This is a genomic window from Ferrimonas lipolytica, assembly GCF_012295575.1.
GTDB classification, from domain to species: domain Bacteria; phylum Pseudomonadota; class Gammaproteobacteria; order Enterobacterales; family Shewanellaceae; genus Ferrimonas; species Ferrimonas lipolytica.
On record NZ_CP051180.1, the window covers coordinates 1,741,776 to 1,760,029 of the forward strand.

Consider the following 18,254-nt stretch of genomic DNA (forward strand, 5'->3'; position numbering starts at 1 on the left):
AATACTGATCGGACTTTTGAGGAGTCAGCATGCTAACCGCACAAATCACCGGTTGGGGTAAATGTTTACCACCGGCCGTTCTGAGTAACGACGACTTATCGCAAGTAATGGATACCAATGATGAATGGATTCGAACGCGGACCGGCATTGGTCAACGTCATATCAGTCACGTCAGTACCTCAACCTTAGCTACTGTTGCAGCAAAACACGCGTTGGCCAGCGCCGGTTTGCAAGCCTCTGACCTGGATATGATTCTGATCGCAACCGCCTCTCCAGATACGTTGCTGCCCAACATCGCTGCAACGGTTCAAGCTGAACTTGGCGCTAGTTGTGCTGCACTCGATATTAATGCTGCTTGTTCTGGCTTCCTTTACGGCGTTGGCTTGGCTACAGCACAGATCAAGTGCGGCCAAATGCAACGAATTCTTATCGTCGGTGCCGAACGATTAAGCTTCTACATCAATTGGACTATGCGCGAAAGTGCAGTACTGTTTGGCGATGGTGCCGGTGCCGTTATTTTGGAAGCAGTTACATCCGATCAGCCAGCAGGGGTGATCAGTTATGCCATGCACAACGATCCAAGCGGCCGCGAGCACCTCAAGGTCGATGGCTTTGGCTCTGATATGAAACGCTTTGATCAAGAGGCTGAAAACTTTCATCTTCAATTCAATGGCCGCGAAGTATTTAAGCGGGCAATAGGCGGCATGGGCAAACTCAGTAAACAGGTGCTTGAACAAGCTCAATTGACTACTGACGACATCGATTTGGTCATCCCTCACCAAGCCAACGTACGCATTATCGAAACGTTAATTGCCAAGATGGGTGTGCCGGCAGAAAAAGCCTTTGTCAACATAGAGCAATATGGCAATACCTCCGCTGCCACTATTCCGATAGCTCTATGTGACGCAATTGAACAGGGCCGCATCAAACCCCACGACACGCTACTTAGCTGTGCCTTTGGCGCTGGCTTAACCTCTGCCGCTGCGGTCATCAAATGGGGGGAGCGCACCACACCAGTTAGCGCCAGTGATGCACAACTGCCACCGTGTGAACAATCGGCGTTAGAGTTGATCGCCCACACCGCCGCAGAACAAAAAAAACGCCCCATAGAATAGTTTGAAATTGCGATGATACGGCACCCTCGTGTTGTCCGTATCATTACTTCTTAGTGGATATACTGCATTAACCCTAAACAGGGCTTTAACACGGTTAGGTATTACTCGTGTTATTGTGCCAACGAGAGGTCTTCGTCAACCTCAACTGGATCCCAATACAACGCCGCCCCATAAAAATCAGCAAGCATGCGATTAAGATTGTCAAAGCTGCGGATCATCAGCTCTTCACCAGTTAAACAGTACCAAACGAAACGATGGCAATTATTGCGGCGCAGGTGATAATCACGATGGGTAAATAATTGTTGTGCCGCACGATCAACCGCTGATGCAGTTGCAAAAGGTCTATGCAGGTGATCACAACAGGTAAATATGGTGGCGCCAGTACGTCCAGTTAAAAAACGCTTGGCTGATATTCCTCGAATCAAACCACTTCCGTGTAGTTCAGCGATGGTGTCATCACCCAACCAGATCCCACTGTGCTCAACTACGCCGTATACATGGCACACGACGACCGATCCTGGTTGCGGCGAAACAAAGCGCTTACCAGGGAGAAATTCTGACGGTCTAAGAGCCAAGCTACGATCTCTGCTTGGCCGCAAGTAACGGTCGGTTTGGACGGTCTTACGCTTGGAGCGATAATCAGCCGCTACAGCTACTCCCGCAATCATCAACAACCAAGGTAATGCCATCGCCCTTCCCCACTAAACGCTAAACCAGCCAATAAAGTCAGTTTAACTCGTACTTGAGGCATCATGCTATCCGCTAACAAAATCTAACAAACTCATGATCAACTGCAATATTCTACTCAGCTAACGCTGCCGTAAGTTTGGTTGGACTCTCAGTGAACTGCTCTGTTTCATCGTCATTGGTCTTAGCCGCTAAAATCATTGCTGCAGCTTTCTCGCCAATCATGATAGCGGGAGCGTTGGTGTTACCGCTGATCAAGGTTGGCATAATCGACGCGTCGACTACACGCAGTCCATCGATACCATGAACTTTCAGTTCCGCATCCACTACCGCCAGCGGGTCGTCGCCCATCTTGCAGGTACCAACTGGATGATAGACATGATTCGCTTTCTGACGTAAAAACTGCTCAATCTCATCATCAGTTTGTACCGCTTCACCGGGAAAAATCTCGCCATCGAAGCAGTGTTTCAATGCTTCCGCTCGTAAGAATTTACGTACTTTTTTCACACCAGCGGTCATCACCTCTACGTCTCGGCGGTCGCTCAATAGATTAAGGTCAATAATCGGTGCCATTGCGGCGTCATTACTGGCTAGCGTGACATTACCACGGCTATGTGGACGCAAGCAGCAAACATGAGCACTGATTCCATACTTGAGCATAAATGACAGGTTTCGACCGTGATCATCCATCGCTAATGGCGACAGGTGCAACTGTAGATCCGGTGTGGCCACATCATCATGCGACTTAATAAAGCCTCCAGACTCTGCCACTGTGCTGGCTAGCATGCCGCGGCGATGACGACCATAATCAACGACCGCCGCCATCGAACGAACCATCTGCAACGGCCGCATAGTTGCCCAAGAAGAGGCACTTTTGTCCTTCGCAACCACCAATACGTCCACGTGCTCTTGTAGGTTTTCCCCTACTCCCGCCAGTTCGTGTTGCTGTTCAATCCCGTGTGGTTGAAGTTTGTCCTTGGGGCCAATACCAGAAAGCAGCAATAGCTGTGGTGAACCGAAAGCTCCTGCACTAACCAACACCTCTTTGGTTGCGGTAACTAAATGAGTGACGCCGCCATGTCGATACTCAACGCCAGTGGCACGTTTCCCCTCTAAAATAATGCGCTGGCTTTGCGCTTCCGTTAACACCGTTAGATTAGGCCGTTGAGCCATTATGGGATGGAGGTAGCCCGCTGCAGCGCTGCATCGTTGGCCTGCCTTCTGCGTCACTTGGTACCAACCAACCCCTTCTTGATCAATGCCATTAAAGTCGCTATTGGGTTTTTCTCCGCACTCTATGGCAGCCTCAAACAGCGCTTGCGAGAGTGGATGTTTGCTGCGTGGCTCAGCGACGTTCAATGGGCCACCAACACCATGAAAAGCAGAGGCACCACGCTCTTGATGTTGAGCTTTTTTAAAGTAGGGCAGCACTTCTTGGAACGACCAGCCTTTGTTTCCTAGCGCCGCCCAACCGTTGTAATCCTCTGCTTGTCCGCGAATATAGAGCATAGCGTTAACCGAGCTGCTTCCTCCTAATGTTTTACCTCTAGGACAAAACATTTCTCGTTGTTTCATATATGGCTGAGCCTTGCTGCGGTAACTCCAGTTTCTAAAGCCGGTTAACATTGAGAAAATGATTCCAAGTGGCGTATAGATAAAGGGACTTTTATCGCTTTTGCCCGCTTCTAGCAACAATACGCTGGTTGCGGGATCCGCTGATAATCGGTTCGCTAACACACAGCCTGCCGATCCAGCACCAACGACTACATAATCATATTTTTGGGTCATGCGTTTCCCTCAACTTGTTAATACTACCGTTACCGTAGCGATAACCGCCCACACTTAAACGCTACTACAGCTCAGCACTACCGACAGTGAACAAAATTAACAGCACACTTTGAATGAGTTAACGCCGTAACAACGCCTTGCCTGGCAACCTCCCCCGGCCTGATATCTGCGCAGCTTGAGCCAATAATAGCTCTGCACAGGCAATCGCATCGCACAACGCATGATGGCCGTCATAGCTCGGCAACTGATAACGCATACGGCAATGATTTAACTGTAGTTCACTAGATCCCATCGGTTGTGATTGCCGTGCTAACCGACCGCGTTCGATTAATAGAGTGTCAATCGCTACCAAAGGCAACGACTCACCCAAACAGTCGTGATAGCCCTTCGCGAGAAACGCTAGATCTAATGGGGCGTGATGACACACCAATACTCGCCCCTGCAATAGTGGCAGCAACGATATGAGTGCTGTTTTAAGCGAAACCGCTGTGGCTAAGTCGACATCTCGTATCCCGTGAATTGTGGCGCTGTCACCGACACTGCCATCAATGGTCACTGCCACATCAAGCGCGGTAGCCATATCAATTTTACCGTTATCAATCGCCACGGCACCGATTTCAACAATCTGATCCTCGCCCACCGTCAGCCCGGTCAGTTCAAGATCTAACGCCAACATCGGTAGCTGCCGATAATCAAGGTGCAATGGCAACGGCCGGTGACGATAAAACGATTGATATAACGGCTGTTTGCTTCGTAACGCCCGCCATCGACTGTTAAGGTTAGCAATCATAGGCTTCGTTGATACTTCAAACGGATTCCATCTTGGCCACGATTAACCACCAAAAATGCTTGTTTGAGTTGATGCCGCACCAAATCCGATATGTGTTTAGGCGACAGGTAGTTGGAAAGGTTTTGTTGCTGTTGCCATTGTCTCCCCTGATTTTGCAAACGAAGATGAGCGATGAACTCATGTGCATCAGCTAGATTAAGCGCATCTTTACGGTTCAGTAGCCCCGCTTCCATCGCAGCTTGTAGGCGTTTTAAAGTGTTGACTTCATTACTACCGCAAGCCAAAGCGTAGATCCGGCCAATATCGTTGATAGGCGCCAATCCTCGATGCTTTAAATCCAGCGCTTTGCCGTGCTCACCATCGGCTTCAAGCACCAGTTGCCGGAAAAAACCTAACGGTGGTGTTAGCTTCATTGCGTTGCCGGCCAGTTGCGCAAAGAACAGTTGCTTGTCACTACACAACTGCAATACATGTTGTTGCAATTGCTCACCAAGGGAGAGGTTGCCAGCGATCGGTCGCATATCGAAAAATATACTGGCATGCATGGTCGCTTTGGGTTCCGGCTGATCAATCCAGATAGTGAATTGTCGCTGCCACTGTGCTATCGACAAACACCATTTGGGGTTCAAAGCCATGATACCGCCGGGACAATGTACATAACCACAGGCGTTCAAGCCGTCACAGACTATCGTAGCTAGCGCACTAAAATATTCTTTAGCTGTGCTGTCTGGTTCGTGCGCCAGTAACAAACCATTATCCTGATCTGATTTACCCGCTTGATCCATTCTGGCCTGTGACCCAAATGCCAGCCAACACCATCCCATCGGCGCTACCCCTAACTGAAGTTGGGCAAGTTCGAGCAAGCGCCGAGTAAGGCTGTCGGTTAACTGGGTCAGCACTCGTCCAACCTCCTCAGCACGTGCATCGGCAGTTATCATCTGTTGTAGCAGCGCAGGGAATTCACGGCTGTGCTCTATTAACTGAGCGACAGAATCAGAACGGCCTATTTTTCGAACCAGATGAAGCAGGTCGGTACTCTGGAGCCGTAATAGATCAGAACTGGTTATCATGCCGATGACCTGTGCATCGGCCATTACTGGCAGGTGATGAATTCGATGTTGGCCCATCATCAGTGTGGCTTCAAACACCAACGCATCGGCGTCTATCGTAGTCGGGTTAGTGGTCATCACCTCACTCACCAACACCTCTGGCCCCAAACCTTTAGCAAGGATGCGATTTCGGAGATCTCTGTCGGTAATGATACCCATTAAAGTCTGTTGCTCTAATACCACCAGTGCCGATAAACAATGTTGTGCCATCAGCGCGGCTGCCTGCTGTACTGTGGCAGTCGGAACCACCGAGAGAACCGGACTGGACATCACCGCGCGCGTTCGTGACGTACTGGCGATATCTCGAGCCTGGTAACGTGTTTTATGGCGTAGCCGTTGGGCGTGCTGACGATTAAAGAAACGCCCGAACTGACGATTTTCAGCGCTCAATTGAGTAAAAACGGCTTCAGTAAGGACGTAAACAATGCCATCTTCCAAGATGCGAACTTGATTACTTACCTTCTCTCCAGTGAGCAAACTTGGATAACCAAAAAACTCGCCCTCGCCGATCCGGTCAAGCAATTGCCCTTGGTCGTCGCGAATTTCAAAAGCGCCACTGCGCACGACATATAATTTAGGTTGTTGATAATCAACGTCGACGACTTTGTTTGCTTTTGCAAAATAGCTGATACTGGTTCCAGCAACCGCAAGCTGCGTTTGGCTATCGCTAAGTTGATTGAACGGCAGAAGTTGTTGATAGAAATCAAGTACCGGCGAATTGGACTTAAGTGTCATAGGCACAGCTTCCCTAATTGGTACCATAGTAAGCAAATGGAGGTGCTCAATGATTTTGTTACTGCAAACCATAATGCTGTTAATCGGGATGAGTTTAGTGATTCTCTCCCTCGCCAAATACATCAACCGTAGCGGCAATTGGCACGGTGTCTGGCAGATTTGGGTTGGTCAGTTGAAAGACTTCAATCCAGCCGAATTTCGCCTGTTCCGAAGCGCGATTCTGCTGCTATTTCTCGCCATCATTTTGCGTATTGTTAATCTAACCCTCAACGGCTAAGTAACCTATTAGCCATAAGTAGGGTAAGGGCAATTCCATATCGGCTCATTGGCTTTGTTGGCCGATACTCAAATCCGGCATCGCCAGGTGCCGTCAGATTTACGACTTCGGTGTTAACAAAACGCAAAAAAATTGAGATTCGTGGTCGTCAAAACACCCGGTAAATTTAGGCTGTATGGTAGTTAGTTGTTAAAGTTTATCCTAAGCCTTCGGCTTCACCGATTTCGGTGCTTTAGGAAAGGATATTGCGGTGGCGACGGTACATTCTTGTATGCATTAGCGGGGAACTTCGCCCCCTTTGTCCCCCCTTGCCTTAGGTCGCCGTCCAAAACGCTTCGCTGGATTGCTCCAATGCGGCAGAAGATCAACTGCGGTAGTACTTTCGCCTTATATCAACACTCGCCTTGCCGGTGCTTTAACTGTATTGAAAGAACAACGCCTAATTGGTACACAGCCTCAATTTAGGCCTGAGAAGTCAATGAAGCTGACGATTGCATTTGGCGTTCATTTGAATTTCAACGCTATCAAGCAACAACCGCAAAAACTTGAAGCACAAACTGCAGTAATGTTGAGCTTATCCTGACATCCAAATACCTCAAAGTGTGTTGATGTGGTTTATATGAAGTGGTTTTGCGACACCTTAAACCCTGTTGTATGGCATAGTTTGGTCATCTAAGCATTACAATAAGAACAACAGATGAAAATTCATGATCTAGAAATTGTTACCGCTCTCCGGGGGGGGGATAAAATCAAACCATCAAGCACGGCTATATCAAAGAGCTTTGATAACTATGCATCCTGCTGACGAGCAGGCATACCTAGCCCTATGACTTTGTTCATCGCCTTTACGCCAGCCAAAGCTTCCCAGCCTGAACATTGTAATCACTGAACTTAAGGGCGGGCTAATCATAACGATGCGTCGCCGTTTCTGTCTGCCAGCGTTGATGATAACCAGCGCCCTCCTCCCACGCTTTTAACTTGCCATCTTACAGCGCGGAAACTGCTTCGTTCCGCGGGTGACCATCTTCGCAGAAACCTGCATTCACTCGCGATGGAGTTGAGGCTTTCGTGCCTATTTTTGCAACAGCCGATGGCAGGCTTTCGGGTGGTAAGCACCGTTTACTGAAACTTGTTTTAACGTGCGCCTTAGCGGGTTGTTCAAGGGTGGTAGCACTCCGTTATCCGCAACACTCACCACCCTCACTTAGACTGCAATAACCTCTTCGGTCACGGCATCCACAGTCAAATGGAGCTTACGTAAGGTACGGCGCTTTTCCTTGCCGTGCATACGCATTTTCCACTCCCCGTCGCCAAACACTTTCAGCCCTGTGGCCTCCACCATAACATCCGCAATGGAGCGTCACTGCGGTACTTGATGTTTATTGGTATCGATCTGGTTGTTACTGAACCACTGGCTGGGAGGATTTTAGTATGCCACTACAAAAGCATTCGGGTGCGAAAGAGTTTTCAGTTTAGGTGTCTAATTTGCAAGCAGGTTCACACAAGTCAGGTTGCTTAGTTGACGTAATAACCACCCAGATGCACCGTTAAATCATTGTTGCCGTTTGTTGTGGTGGTGTTGCTATGTCAGGGATGGACATTCGCTGTTGCTTACCAATTAATAGTTTGATTGCTGTTATTGGTTTGCTGGTGAGTATAGGCAGTACTAGTGCAAGTTCATCAGCAGTTGAAAGCTCGCTATTTTGGCAGGATGTTGAGGTAGAGTTCGGTTCTTATGACATTAACACCAGTGCCGACGGTGCCAACTCTGTCTATGCCGCCGATATCGACGGCGATGGCGACATGGACGCGCTGTCGGCCTCAGTTTATGACGACACCATCGCTTGGTATGAGACCAGTATTGCCGAAGATGGTAGCGTTAGCTTTACGGCTCACGACATTAGCACTAGCGCCGATGGTGCCCGTTCGGTTTTTGCTGCCGATATCGATGGCGATGGTGATATGGATGTGCTGTCGGCCTCAGCTGATGACGACACCATCGCTTGGTATGAGGCCAATCTTGCTGAAGATGGCAGCGTCAGTTTCACTACCCACGACATTAGCACCAGCGCCGATGGTGCTACTTCTGTTTACGCTGCCGATATCGACGGCGATAGCGATATGGATGTGCTGTCGGCCTCAGCTGATGACGACACCATCGCCTGGTATGAGACTAATGTTGCCGAAGATGGCAGCGTCAGTTTTACTGCCCACGACATTGGCACCAGCGCCGACGGTGCTAGTTCAGTTTTTGCTGCCGATATCGATGACGATGGCGACATAGATGTACTGTCGGCCTCATCAAGTGACGACACCATCGCCTGGTATGAAGCCAATATTGCCGAAGATGGCAGCGTCAGCTTTGTTGCCCACGACATTAGCACCAGTGCCTATTATGCTACCTCAGTGTATGCCGCAGATATCGACAGCGATGGCGACATGGATGTACTGTCGGCCTCATCAAGTGACGATACCATCGCTTGGTATGAGGCCAGTATTGCCGAAGATGGCAGCGTCGGTTTTACGACTCATGATATTAGCACTAGCGCTGTCGTCGCCACTTCTGTTTACGCTACAGATATCGACAGCGATGGCGACATGGACGTGCTGTCGGCCTCGTCACGTGACAACACCATCGCTTGGTATGAGGCTGATATTGCCGAAGATAGCCGCGTTAGCTTTGCTGCCCATGACGTTAGTACCAGCGCCAATGGTGCAACCTCAGTATACGCCGCAGATATCGACGGTGATGGCAATATGGACGTGCTATCGGCCTCAGCTTCTGACGACACCATTGCCTGGTATCAAAGCGAGCCGCAATATCAATTTGGGGTGCCCGAAAGTGGCATGCTGGTGGCGAGCGTGCAAGCGACGGATGCCGATGGTGACGACATCAGCTACGCCATTGATGAGACCAGTATTGACGCTGAGCGGTTATCAATTAACGCCAGCACAGGCGAGCTCAGTTTTGTTGACCAAACCGATTACCACACCCCTCTGGATAGCGACGGTGACAATGTCTATGAGTTGACGGTTACAGCAACAGCTGGGGGTGAGACCATTCATATTGGCGTTGAGATAGAAGTTCAGGAAGATGATTTTGCGCCGTCTTTGTTTGAAGACTCATCTCTGGATGAGGTTGTGATTGATACCCCCAGCGCAACAACCGCAGTCAGTTATCGTTTCTGGAGCAGTGAGTTGGGCTCTTTGACTATGAGTGGCAGCTGCGGCACCAGCTCCGACGCAGAGGTATCTGAAGGTTTCAACACCCTGACCCTAACCGCGACAGATAACAGCTCCGGCCTGGGATTGGGTAGTTACACGGATTGCGCACTGACGGTTACCGACGTGGTTGGAAATAGCCGCACATTAGCCATCAGTTCTTTTAGTGTGGTGCTCGCCGATAGCGATGCTGATGGCGTACCGAATTATTATGATGTTGCCGCAGATGGCACCACGGTTGGGGCGGGTTATCAAGCCGGTGACTTTGTTGATAGCGACGGTACGGCGTTAGATAGCGATGGTGATGGCATCGTCGATTATCTGGAGCAGAACCCAGGCGAAAACGATGCGCCAGTATGGGTGGATTATGGGCTTGAATTTGGCTCTGACGCCATCACCACCGGTGCAAGTGGCGCCACTTCTGTCTATGCCGCCGATATCGATGGCGATGGCGACACGGACGCGCTTTCGGCCTCAGTTTATGACGACACCATCGCTTGGTACGAGGCTACCATTGGCGAAGATGGCAGCGTTAGTTTTACGGCTCACGACATTAGCACCAGCGCCGATGGTGCCCGTTCGGTTTTTGCTGCCGATATCGATGGCGATGGTGATATGGATGTGCTGTCGGCCTCAGTTTATGACCACACCATCGCCTGGTATGAGACTAATCTTGCCGAAGATGGCAGCGTTAGTTTTACTGCCCACGACATTAGCACCAGCGCCTATGGTGCCCGTTCGGTTTTTGCTGCCGATATCGATGGCGATGGTGATATGGATGTGCTGTCGGCCTCAGCTGACGACGACACCATCGCTTGGTATGAGACTAATATTGCCAGTGATGGCAGCGTCAGTTTTATTGCCCACGACATTGGCACCAGCGCCAACGGCGCTAGTTCAGTTTTTGCTGCAGATATCGACGGTGATGGCGACATGGACGTGCTATCCGCCTCAGAGTTTGATCATACCATCGCTTGGTATGAAGCTAATATTGCCGAAGATGGCAGCGTCAGTTTTACGGCCCATGACATTAGCACCAGCACCGATGGTGCCTACTCGGTTTATGCTGCCGATATCAACGGCGATGGCGACATGGACGCGCTGTCGGCCTCAGTTTATGACGACACCATCGCTTGGTATGAGACTAGTATTGCCGAAGATGGTAGCGTCAGTTTTACGGCCCATGACATTAGCACCAGCGCCGATAGCGCCTACTCGGTTTATGCTGCAGATATTGATGGCGATGGCGACATGGACGTGCTGTCGGCCTCACGCGTTGACGACACCATTGCCTGGTATGAGACTGACATTGCCGATGATGGCAGCGTTAGCTTTACGGCCCGCGACATTAGCACCAGCGCCGATGGCGCCCGCTCAGTCTATGCTGCCGATATCGACAGCGATGGCAATATGGACGTGTTATCAGCTTCTGACGACACCATTGCTTGGTACCAAAGCGAGCCGCAATACCAATTCAGCGTGTTTGAAGGGCGAGAGTTGCTGGCCAGCGTACAAGCGATGGATGCCGATGGTGACGACATCAGCTACGCCATTGATGAGACCAGTATTGACGCTGAGCAGTTATCAATTAACGCCAGCACAGGCGAGCTCAGTTTTGTTAACCAACCCAATTATGACACCCCTTTGGATAGTGATGGTGACGGTCTCTATGAGTTGACGGTTACTGCAACAGCTGGGGGTGAGACCATTCATATTGGCGTTGAGATAGAAGTTCAGGAAGATGATTTTGCGCCGTCTTTGTTTGAAGACTCATCTCTGGATGAGGTTGTGATTGATACCCCCAGCGCAACAACCGCAGTCAGTTATCGTTTCTGGAGCAGTGAGTTGGGCTCTTTGACTATGAGTGGCAGCTGCGGCACCAGCTCCGACGCAGAGGTATCTGAAGGTTTCAACACCCTGCCCCTAACCGCGACAGATAACAGCTCCGACTTGGGATTAGGCAGTTACACGGATTGCGCGCTGACGGTTACCGACTTAGCTGGAAATAGCCGCACGTTAGCCATCAGTTCTTTTAGTGTGGTGCTCGCCGATAGCGATGCTGATGGCGTACCGAATTATTATGATGTTGCCGCAGATGGCACCACGGTTGGGGCGGGTTATCAAGCTGGTGTCTTTGTTGATAACGATGGCAATGCGCTAGATAGCGATGGTGATGGCATCGTCGATTATCTGGAGCAGAACCCAGGCGAAAACGATGCGCCAGTATGGGTGGATTATGGGCTTGAATTTGGCTCTGACGCCATCACCACCGGTGCAAATGGCGCCACTTCTGTCTATGCCGCCGATATCGATGGCGATGGCGACATGGACGTGCTGTCGGCCTCAGCTAATGACGACACCATCGCCTGGTATGAGACCAGTATTGCAGAAGATGGCAGCGTTAGTTTTACTGCCCACGACATTAGCGCCAGCGCTGATACTGCCCGCTCAGTCTATGCTGCCGATATCGATGGCGATGGTGATATGGATGTGCTGTCGGCCTCGTCACGTTACGATACCATCGCTTGGTATGAGGCTACCATTGGCGAAAATGGCAGCGTCAATTTTACGGCCCATGACATTAGCACCAGCGCCGATGGTGCCTACTCGGTTTATGCTGCAGATATCGACGGCGATGGTGATATGGACGTGCTATCGGCCTCAGCTGATGACGACACCATCGCTTGGTATGAAACTAGTATTGCCAGTGATGGCAGCGTCAGTTTTACCGCCCATGACATTAGCACCAGCGCCGATGGTGCCTACTCGGTTTATGCTGCCGATATCGACGGCGATGGCGACATGGACGTGCTATCGGCCTCAGCTGATGACGACACCATCGCTTGGTATGAAGCCAATATTGCCGAAGATGGCAGCGTCAGTTTTACCGCCCATGACATCACCAATGACGCTGTTGGTGCCCACTCGGCTTACGCCGCCGATATTGATGGCGATGGCGATATGGACGTGCTATCGGCCTCAGCTAATGACGACACCATCGCCTGGTATGAAGCCAATATTGCCGATGATAGCAGCGTCAGTTTTACCGCCCGTAACATCACCAACGACGCTAATTATGCCCAGTCTATCTATGCCGCCGATATCGACGGCGATGGTGACATGGACGTGCTGTCGGCCTCATATGACAACGACACTATTGCCTGGTATGCGACCAGTATTGCTGAAGATGGCAGCGTCAGCTTTGTTGCCCATGACATTAGCACCAGCGCCAATGGCGCCCGCTCAGTCTATGCTGCCGATATCGACAGCGATGGCAATATGGACGTGTTATCAGCTTCGTATTTTGACGACACCATTGCTTGGTACCAAAGCGAGCCGCAATACCAATTCAGCGTGTTTGAAGGGCGAGAGTTGCTGGCCAGCGTACAAGCGATGGATGCCGATGGTGACGACATCAGCTACGCCATTGATGAGACCAGTATTGACGCTGAGCAGTTATCAATTAACGCCAGCACAGGCGAGCTCAGTTTTGTTAACCAACCCAATTATGACACCCCTTTGGATAGTGATGGTGACGGTCTCTATGAGTTGACGGTTACTGCAACAGCTGGGAGCGAGACCATCCGCATTGGTGTGGAGATAGAAACTAAGGCGGATGACTTTGCACCGTCTTTGTTTGAAGACTCATCTCTGGATGAGGTTGTGATTGATACCCCCAGCGCAACAACCGCAGTCAGTTATCGTTTCTGGAGCAGTGAGTTGGGCTCTTTGACTATGAGTGGCAGCTGCGGCACCAGCTCCGACGCAGAGGTATCTGAAGGTTTCAACACCCTGCCCCTAACCGCGACAGATAACAGCTCCGACTTGGGATTAGGCAGTTACACGGATTGCGCGCTGACGGTTACCGACTTAGCTGGAAATAGCCGCACGTTAGCCATCAGTTCTTTTAGTGTGGTGCTCGCCGATAGCGATGCTGATGACGTACCGAATTATTATGATGTTGCCGCAGATGGCACCACGGTTGGGGCGGGTTATCAAGCTGGTGTCTTTGTTGATAACGATGGCAATGCGCTAGATAGCGATGGTGATGGCATCGTCGATTATCTGGAGCAGAACCCAGGCGAAAGCGATGCACCGGTCTGGATAGATTATCAGTTTGAGCTTGGGTTAAGCTCTGACGCCATCACCACCGATGCAGATGGCGCCCACTCTGCCTATTCTGCCGATATCGACGGCGATGGCGACATGGACGTGCTGTCGGCCTCAGTTTATGACGACACCATCGCCTGGTATGAGACCAGTATTGCCGAAGATGGTAGCGTTAGCTTTACGGCTCATGATATTAGCACTATCGCCCATGATGCCCGTTCGGTTTTTGCTGCCGATATCGATGGCGATGGTGATATGGATGTGCTGTCGGCCTCAGCTGGTTACGACACCATCGCTTGGTATGAGACTAATATTGCCGAAGATGGTAGCGTTAGCTTTACGGCTCATGATATTAGCACTAACGCCTTTGGTGCCCGTTCGGTTTTTGCTGCCGATATCGATGGCGATGGTGATATGGATGTGCTGTCGGCCTCGTCACGTGACAACACCATCGCTTGGTATGAGACTAGTATTGCCGAAGATGGCAGCGTTAGCTTTACGGCTCATGATATTAGCACCAGCGCCGACGGTGCTAGTTCAGTTTTTGCTGCCGATATCGATGACGATGGCGACATAGATGTACTGTCGGCCTCATCAAGTGACGACACCATCGCCTGGTATGAAGCCAATATTGCCGAAGATGGCAGCGTCAGCTTTGTTGCCCACGACATTAGCACCAGTGCCTATTATGCTACCTCAGTGTATGCCGCAGATATCGACAGCGATGGCGACATGGATGTACTGTCGGCCTCATCAAGTGACGATACCATCGCTTGGTATGAGGCCAGTATTGCCGAAGATGGCAGCGTCGGTTTTACGACTCATGATATTAGCACTAGCGCTGTCGTCGCCACTTCTGTTTACGCTACAGATATCGACAGCGATGGCGACATGGACGTGCTGTCGGCCTCGTCACGTGACAACACCATCGCTTGGTATGAGGCTGATATTGCCGAAGATAGCCGCGTTAGCTTTGCTGCCCATGACGTTAGTACCAGCGCCAATGGTGCAACCTCAGTATACGCCGCAGATATCGACGGTGATGGCAATATGGACGTGCTATCGGCCTCAGCTTCTGACGACACCATTGCCTGGTATCAAAGCGAGCCGCAATATCAATTTGGGGTGCCCGAAAGTGGCATGCTGGTGGCGAGCGTGCAAGCGACGGATGCCGATGGTGATGACATCAGCTACGCCATCGATGTCAGCAATGTTGATGGCGTACAGTTGTCGATTGATGCCGAGACGGGCGAGCTCAGTTTTGTTAACCAACCCAATTACGACACCCCTCTGGATAGCGACGGTAACAATGTCTATGAGGTCACGGTTACTGCGTCGTCAGCAAACGACATTATCAGCATCTCTGTATACATAGAGGTGATTGCGGATGCTGACGGTGATGGCATTCCTGATGACTACGATTTAAATGGCTCTCTTTATAGTGAGGGTGCCTATGTCGACGTAACGGGCACGCCAATAGACAGCGATGGTGATGGCGTACCAGATTACTACGACCTCGCTGGTGTGGGCTTTGTGACTGGCACTTATGTTGATGCCAGCGGCACTGCGTTGGATACTGATAACGACGGTGCCGTTGACTACACCGAAACCTACCCAGGTGAAAATGATGCACCGGCCGCACTGGGTGATGAATTTGCCCTGCTGCGTGATGCTGAGGACAGTTATCGATTGGATGTGCTTGCCAATGATAGCGATGCTGATGGCGACGATCTATGGATTGAGTCCGCAACCAGTGAGGTTGGTGATCTGACTATCGATGGTGAGCTCGTATTGACACTGTCGGAGTTCTATCTCGGCGATTTCACGCTGAGCTACACCGTCACTGACGGTCAGGCATCGACCACCGCTGTGATCAGTGTGAGCATATCTGCAAGTGCGTCTGATGTGCCGCTGATAATCGCTCCAGCGGATCTTGAGCTTGATGCTACTGGCGTGTTAACTAAGGTGGAGTTGGGCGTTGCGACTGCGGTGAACTTCATGGGCGAAGCTGTGGCAGTGAGCATGGCTGAACCTAAGGTTTATTACTCTTCTGGTAATCATGTAGTGGTGTGGCAAGCCGAAGATCCCGCCACCGGCCTTCGAGTTGAGGCTGAGCAACTGCTGCTACTACACCCGCAACTGTCGTTGGCACCAATGCAAACCGTTGCCGAGGGCGGTGCAGTTAGCATTGAGGTAGTGCTCAGTGGTGATGCGCCTGAGTATCCAATTGAAGCCGCGCTTAGCTTTTCTGGCAGCGCTGATGCTAATGATTATGTTACCGATGACATCAGCAAGGTGGTTATTTCCGAGGGGCATAGTGGTAGCGTGATATTGCAGACCATCGCAGACGAAGTGCTTGAAGGTGATGAAACCATTGAGGTAAGCCTGACTGAAGGCAACCTTGGTGAGGTATCGACGCAACTTATCACCATTGCTGAAGGAAATGTGGCACCGGAGGTTGAGCTGCAGGTCGTTCAAGCTGGTGAGCGCCGAACCCTGATTGCGGCGGACCAAGGAACGGTAACCGTGACGGCGGAGGCATTCGATGCAAATAACGATGCGCTCACGCTCAGTTGGGTGATTGACGAAGGGTTGATGGCGGCTCAGCCACAAGGGGATGAGTTTAGCTTTGAGCCGAGCGCGTTAAGCTCTGGCCAGTATCGGATACAGGTGACCGTAAGTGACGATGCCGCAACGCCGGCCTCTGCTATTGCTGTGGAGTATCTGCAACTGTCTTCCGAGTTGGTTGAGCTCGGCGAGGAGGACAGCGATGGCGACCAACAGTCTGACCAAGACGAAGGCTACGGTGATACTGACCACGATGGGATCCCCGATTATCTGGACGCAATTGACGATTGCAAGCTGATACCCGAATCCCTAGAGACTCAAGAGCAATACCTCGTTGAGGTTGAAACTGGTGCTTGCCTGCATCTGGGGGAGACCTTATATGGCCAAGCTAGTGGGGGACTGTTAGTGAGTGAAGAGGAGATCGAACAATCGATTGGTATGTGTTCCGAGGCTGACTACACAGGCGGGCTGTACGACTTTGTCGTTACCGATTTGTCGCAAGTGGGAGGGAGCTACCATGTGGTGATCCCTCAGCGCAGTCCAATCCCGAATAACGCCGTGTATCGCAATTACCTGGATGCTGTGGGGTGGGTGGAGTTTGTTGAGGATGACCGTAACCAGGTGTCCTCAGCGGCCGGAGACCAAGGCTATTGTCCATCACCTCTGGATGACAGCTGGACATCGGGCCTGACCGCAGGACATTGGTGCGTCAACCTCTATCTTGAGGACGGTGGTCCTAACGACGCCGACGGTGAGGCCAATGGCCGCATCGTTAACCTAGGCGGCGTGGCGGTAATGATGAGTGAGAACCACAACCCCGATGCCGTCGATGATGCACTTAGTCTGTTGCGAGGTCAAAGCACGGTCATTAATGTGCTGGCTAATGACAGCGATGTTGATGGTGACTCACTATCGGTCGGTTCGGTAGAAGCGATCTATGGCGAGGTGTCGATTACTGCGGATAATCGCGTCCTATATCAGAGTGACAGCGAGTTTGTTGGTGAGGATACGATCACATACAGTGTTCTCGACAGTCATGGCGGGCGAGCGATGGCTCAGGTAATTGTCTCTATGGTTGTCAACTCTCCTCCGGAGGTGGTTGATGATGCCTTGACGGTGACTGAGGGTATCGCAGTGAGTATTGATGTTCTTGCCAACGACAGCGATGCTGACGGTGATAGCTTGACCATCGTTTCGGCAGTGGCTGACAGCGGTGAGGTAAGCATTGAAGATACAGCCATGCTGCACTTCACCCCTGAGCAAGGTTTTGTGGGTTTGGTGATCATCAGTTATCAGGTGTCCGATGGCATTGATACCGAGTCGGGGCAGGCGCTAGTAACGGTCGTAGCGGCGCAGGGCGATGATTCTAGCAGTGGCTCTCTGGGTTTAGGCGTGCTACTTCTGCTGTTTGGCTTTGCAGCGAGGCGGCGGTATCACCGTTGCTAATTAAACCAAAGGCAACCGCTTGGATGCCTTATGCCAACCTGATTATGAACGCCAGCGTTACCATACTGGCGTGATTTCTCACTAATTTCTCGTATCGGGTTGCTACAGAGCGAAAATGTTTGACCTGTGCGAAAGCGTTTTCAACTAGATGTCGATATTTATACCAACACCAACCCACTCTTTCTTTATTTATGTTGCTATCGTAGTTTCTCTTGGATATCACTAGTTTTGAGGCTGAATCGTCAATGTGCTGCCGCAGAGCTTTGCTGTCGTAGTCCTGGTTCGCAATAAATGAGCCCGCGCCTAACACGTTATCAACCAGCAAGGTGATATCACGAAGGAATGTAGTCCACATTTCATGAACCGCAGAAACTAATATCGTACAAGCCTTATGCAGTTAGGCCGAT

8 protein-coding genes and 1 pseudogene are annotated in these 18,254 nt (G+C 50.9%); 3 read left to right on the plus strand and 6 right to left on the minus strand.

Annotated elements, in window-relative coordinates; all coding sequences use genetic code 11:
* The first annotated feature begins 29 nt into the window (after positions 1–29).
* Positions 30–1,115 (plus strand): ketoacyl-ACP synthase III, encoded by a 1,086-nt coding sequence (locus HER31_RS08210; protein WP_168660117.1) that lies wholly within the window; start codon positions 30–32, stop codon positions 1,113–1,115.
* 110 nt (positions 1,116–1,225) lie between these two features.
* Here HER31_RS08210 and HER31_RS08215 read toward each other — a convergent pair whose 3' ends face one another.
* The 4 genes from HER31_RS08215 to HER31_RS08230 form a co-directional block, all read right to left on the minus strand.
* A complete protein-coding gene (locus HER31_RS08215) occupies positions 1,226–1,804 on the minus strand; it encodes a C40 family peptidase (protein WP_168660118.1) in 579 nt (192 codons plus the stop codon).
* Positions 1,805–1,916: 112 nt separating this feature from the next.
* A complete protein-coding gene (locus tag HER31_RS08220; RefSeq protein ID WP_168660119.1) occupies positions 1,917–3,590 on the minus strand; it encodes a GMC family oxidoreductase in 1,674 nt (557 codons plus the stop codon).
* A 118-nt stretch (positions 3,591–3,708) separates the two neighbouring features.
* Complete coding sequence (locus HER31_RS08225) at positions 3,709–4,380, minus strand: 3'-5' exonuclease (protein WP_168660120.1); 672 nt, start codon at positions 4,378–4,380, stop codon at positions 3,709–3,711.
* Complete coding sequence (locus HER31_RS08230) at positions 4,377–6,224, minus strand: DUF294 nucleotidyltransferase-like domain-containing protein (RefSeq protein WP_168660121.1); 1,848 nt, start codon at positions 6,222–6,224, stop codon at positions 4,377–4,379. Before HER31_RS08230 ends, HER31_RS08225 begins: the two co-directional genes overlap by 4 nt.
* A 49-nt stretch (positions 6,225–6,273) precedes the next feature.
* On the opposite strand from HER31_RS08230, the gene HER31_RS08235 reads away from it, so the two are divergent.
* Entirely contained in the window at positions 6,274–6,501 is a 228-nt protein-coding gene (locus HER31_RS08235; RefSeq protein WP_168660122.1) for a hypothetical protein, read from the plus strand.
* Positions 6,502–7,290: 789 nt separating this feature from the next.
* Here HER31_RS08235 and HER31_RS18795 read toward each other — a convergent pair.
* Positions 7,291–7,858 (minus strand): annotated as a pseudogene (locus HER31_RS18795) (transposase); the annotation flags it as partial.
* Between the two features lie 227 nt (positions 7,859–8,085).
* On the opposite strand from HER31_RS18795, the gene HER31_RS08240 reads away from it, so the two are divergent.
* Positions 8,086–17,847, plus strand: a complete 9,762-nt coding sequence (locus HER31_RS08240) for an FG-GAP-like repeat-containing protein (RefSeq protein WP_168660123.1) — start codon at positions 8,086–8,088, stop codon at positions 17,845–17,847.
* Positions 17,848–17,875: 28 nt separating this feature from the next.
* Here HER31_RS08240 and HER31_RS18980 read toward each other — a convergent pair whose 3' ends face one another.
* Positions 17,876–18,202 carry a transposase gene (locus HER31_RS18980; protein ID WP_168660124.1) on the minus strand — a complete coding sequence of 109 codons (327 nt, stop codon included), beginning with the start codon at positions 18,200–18,202 and terminating at the stop codon, positions 17,876–17,878.
* Positions 18,203–18,254 lie beyond the last annotated feature (52 nt).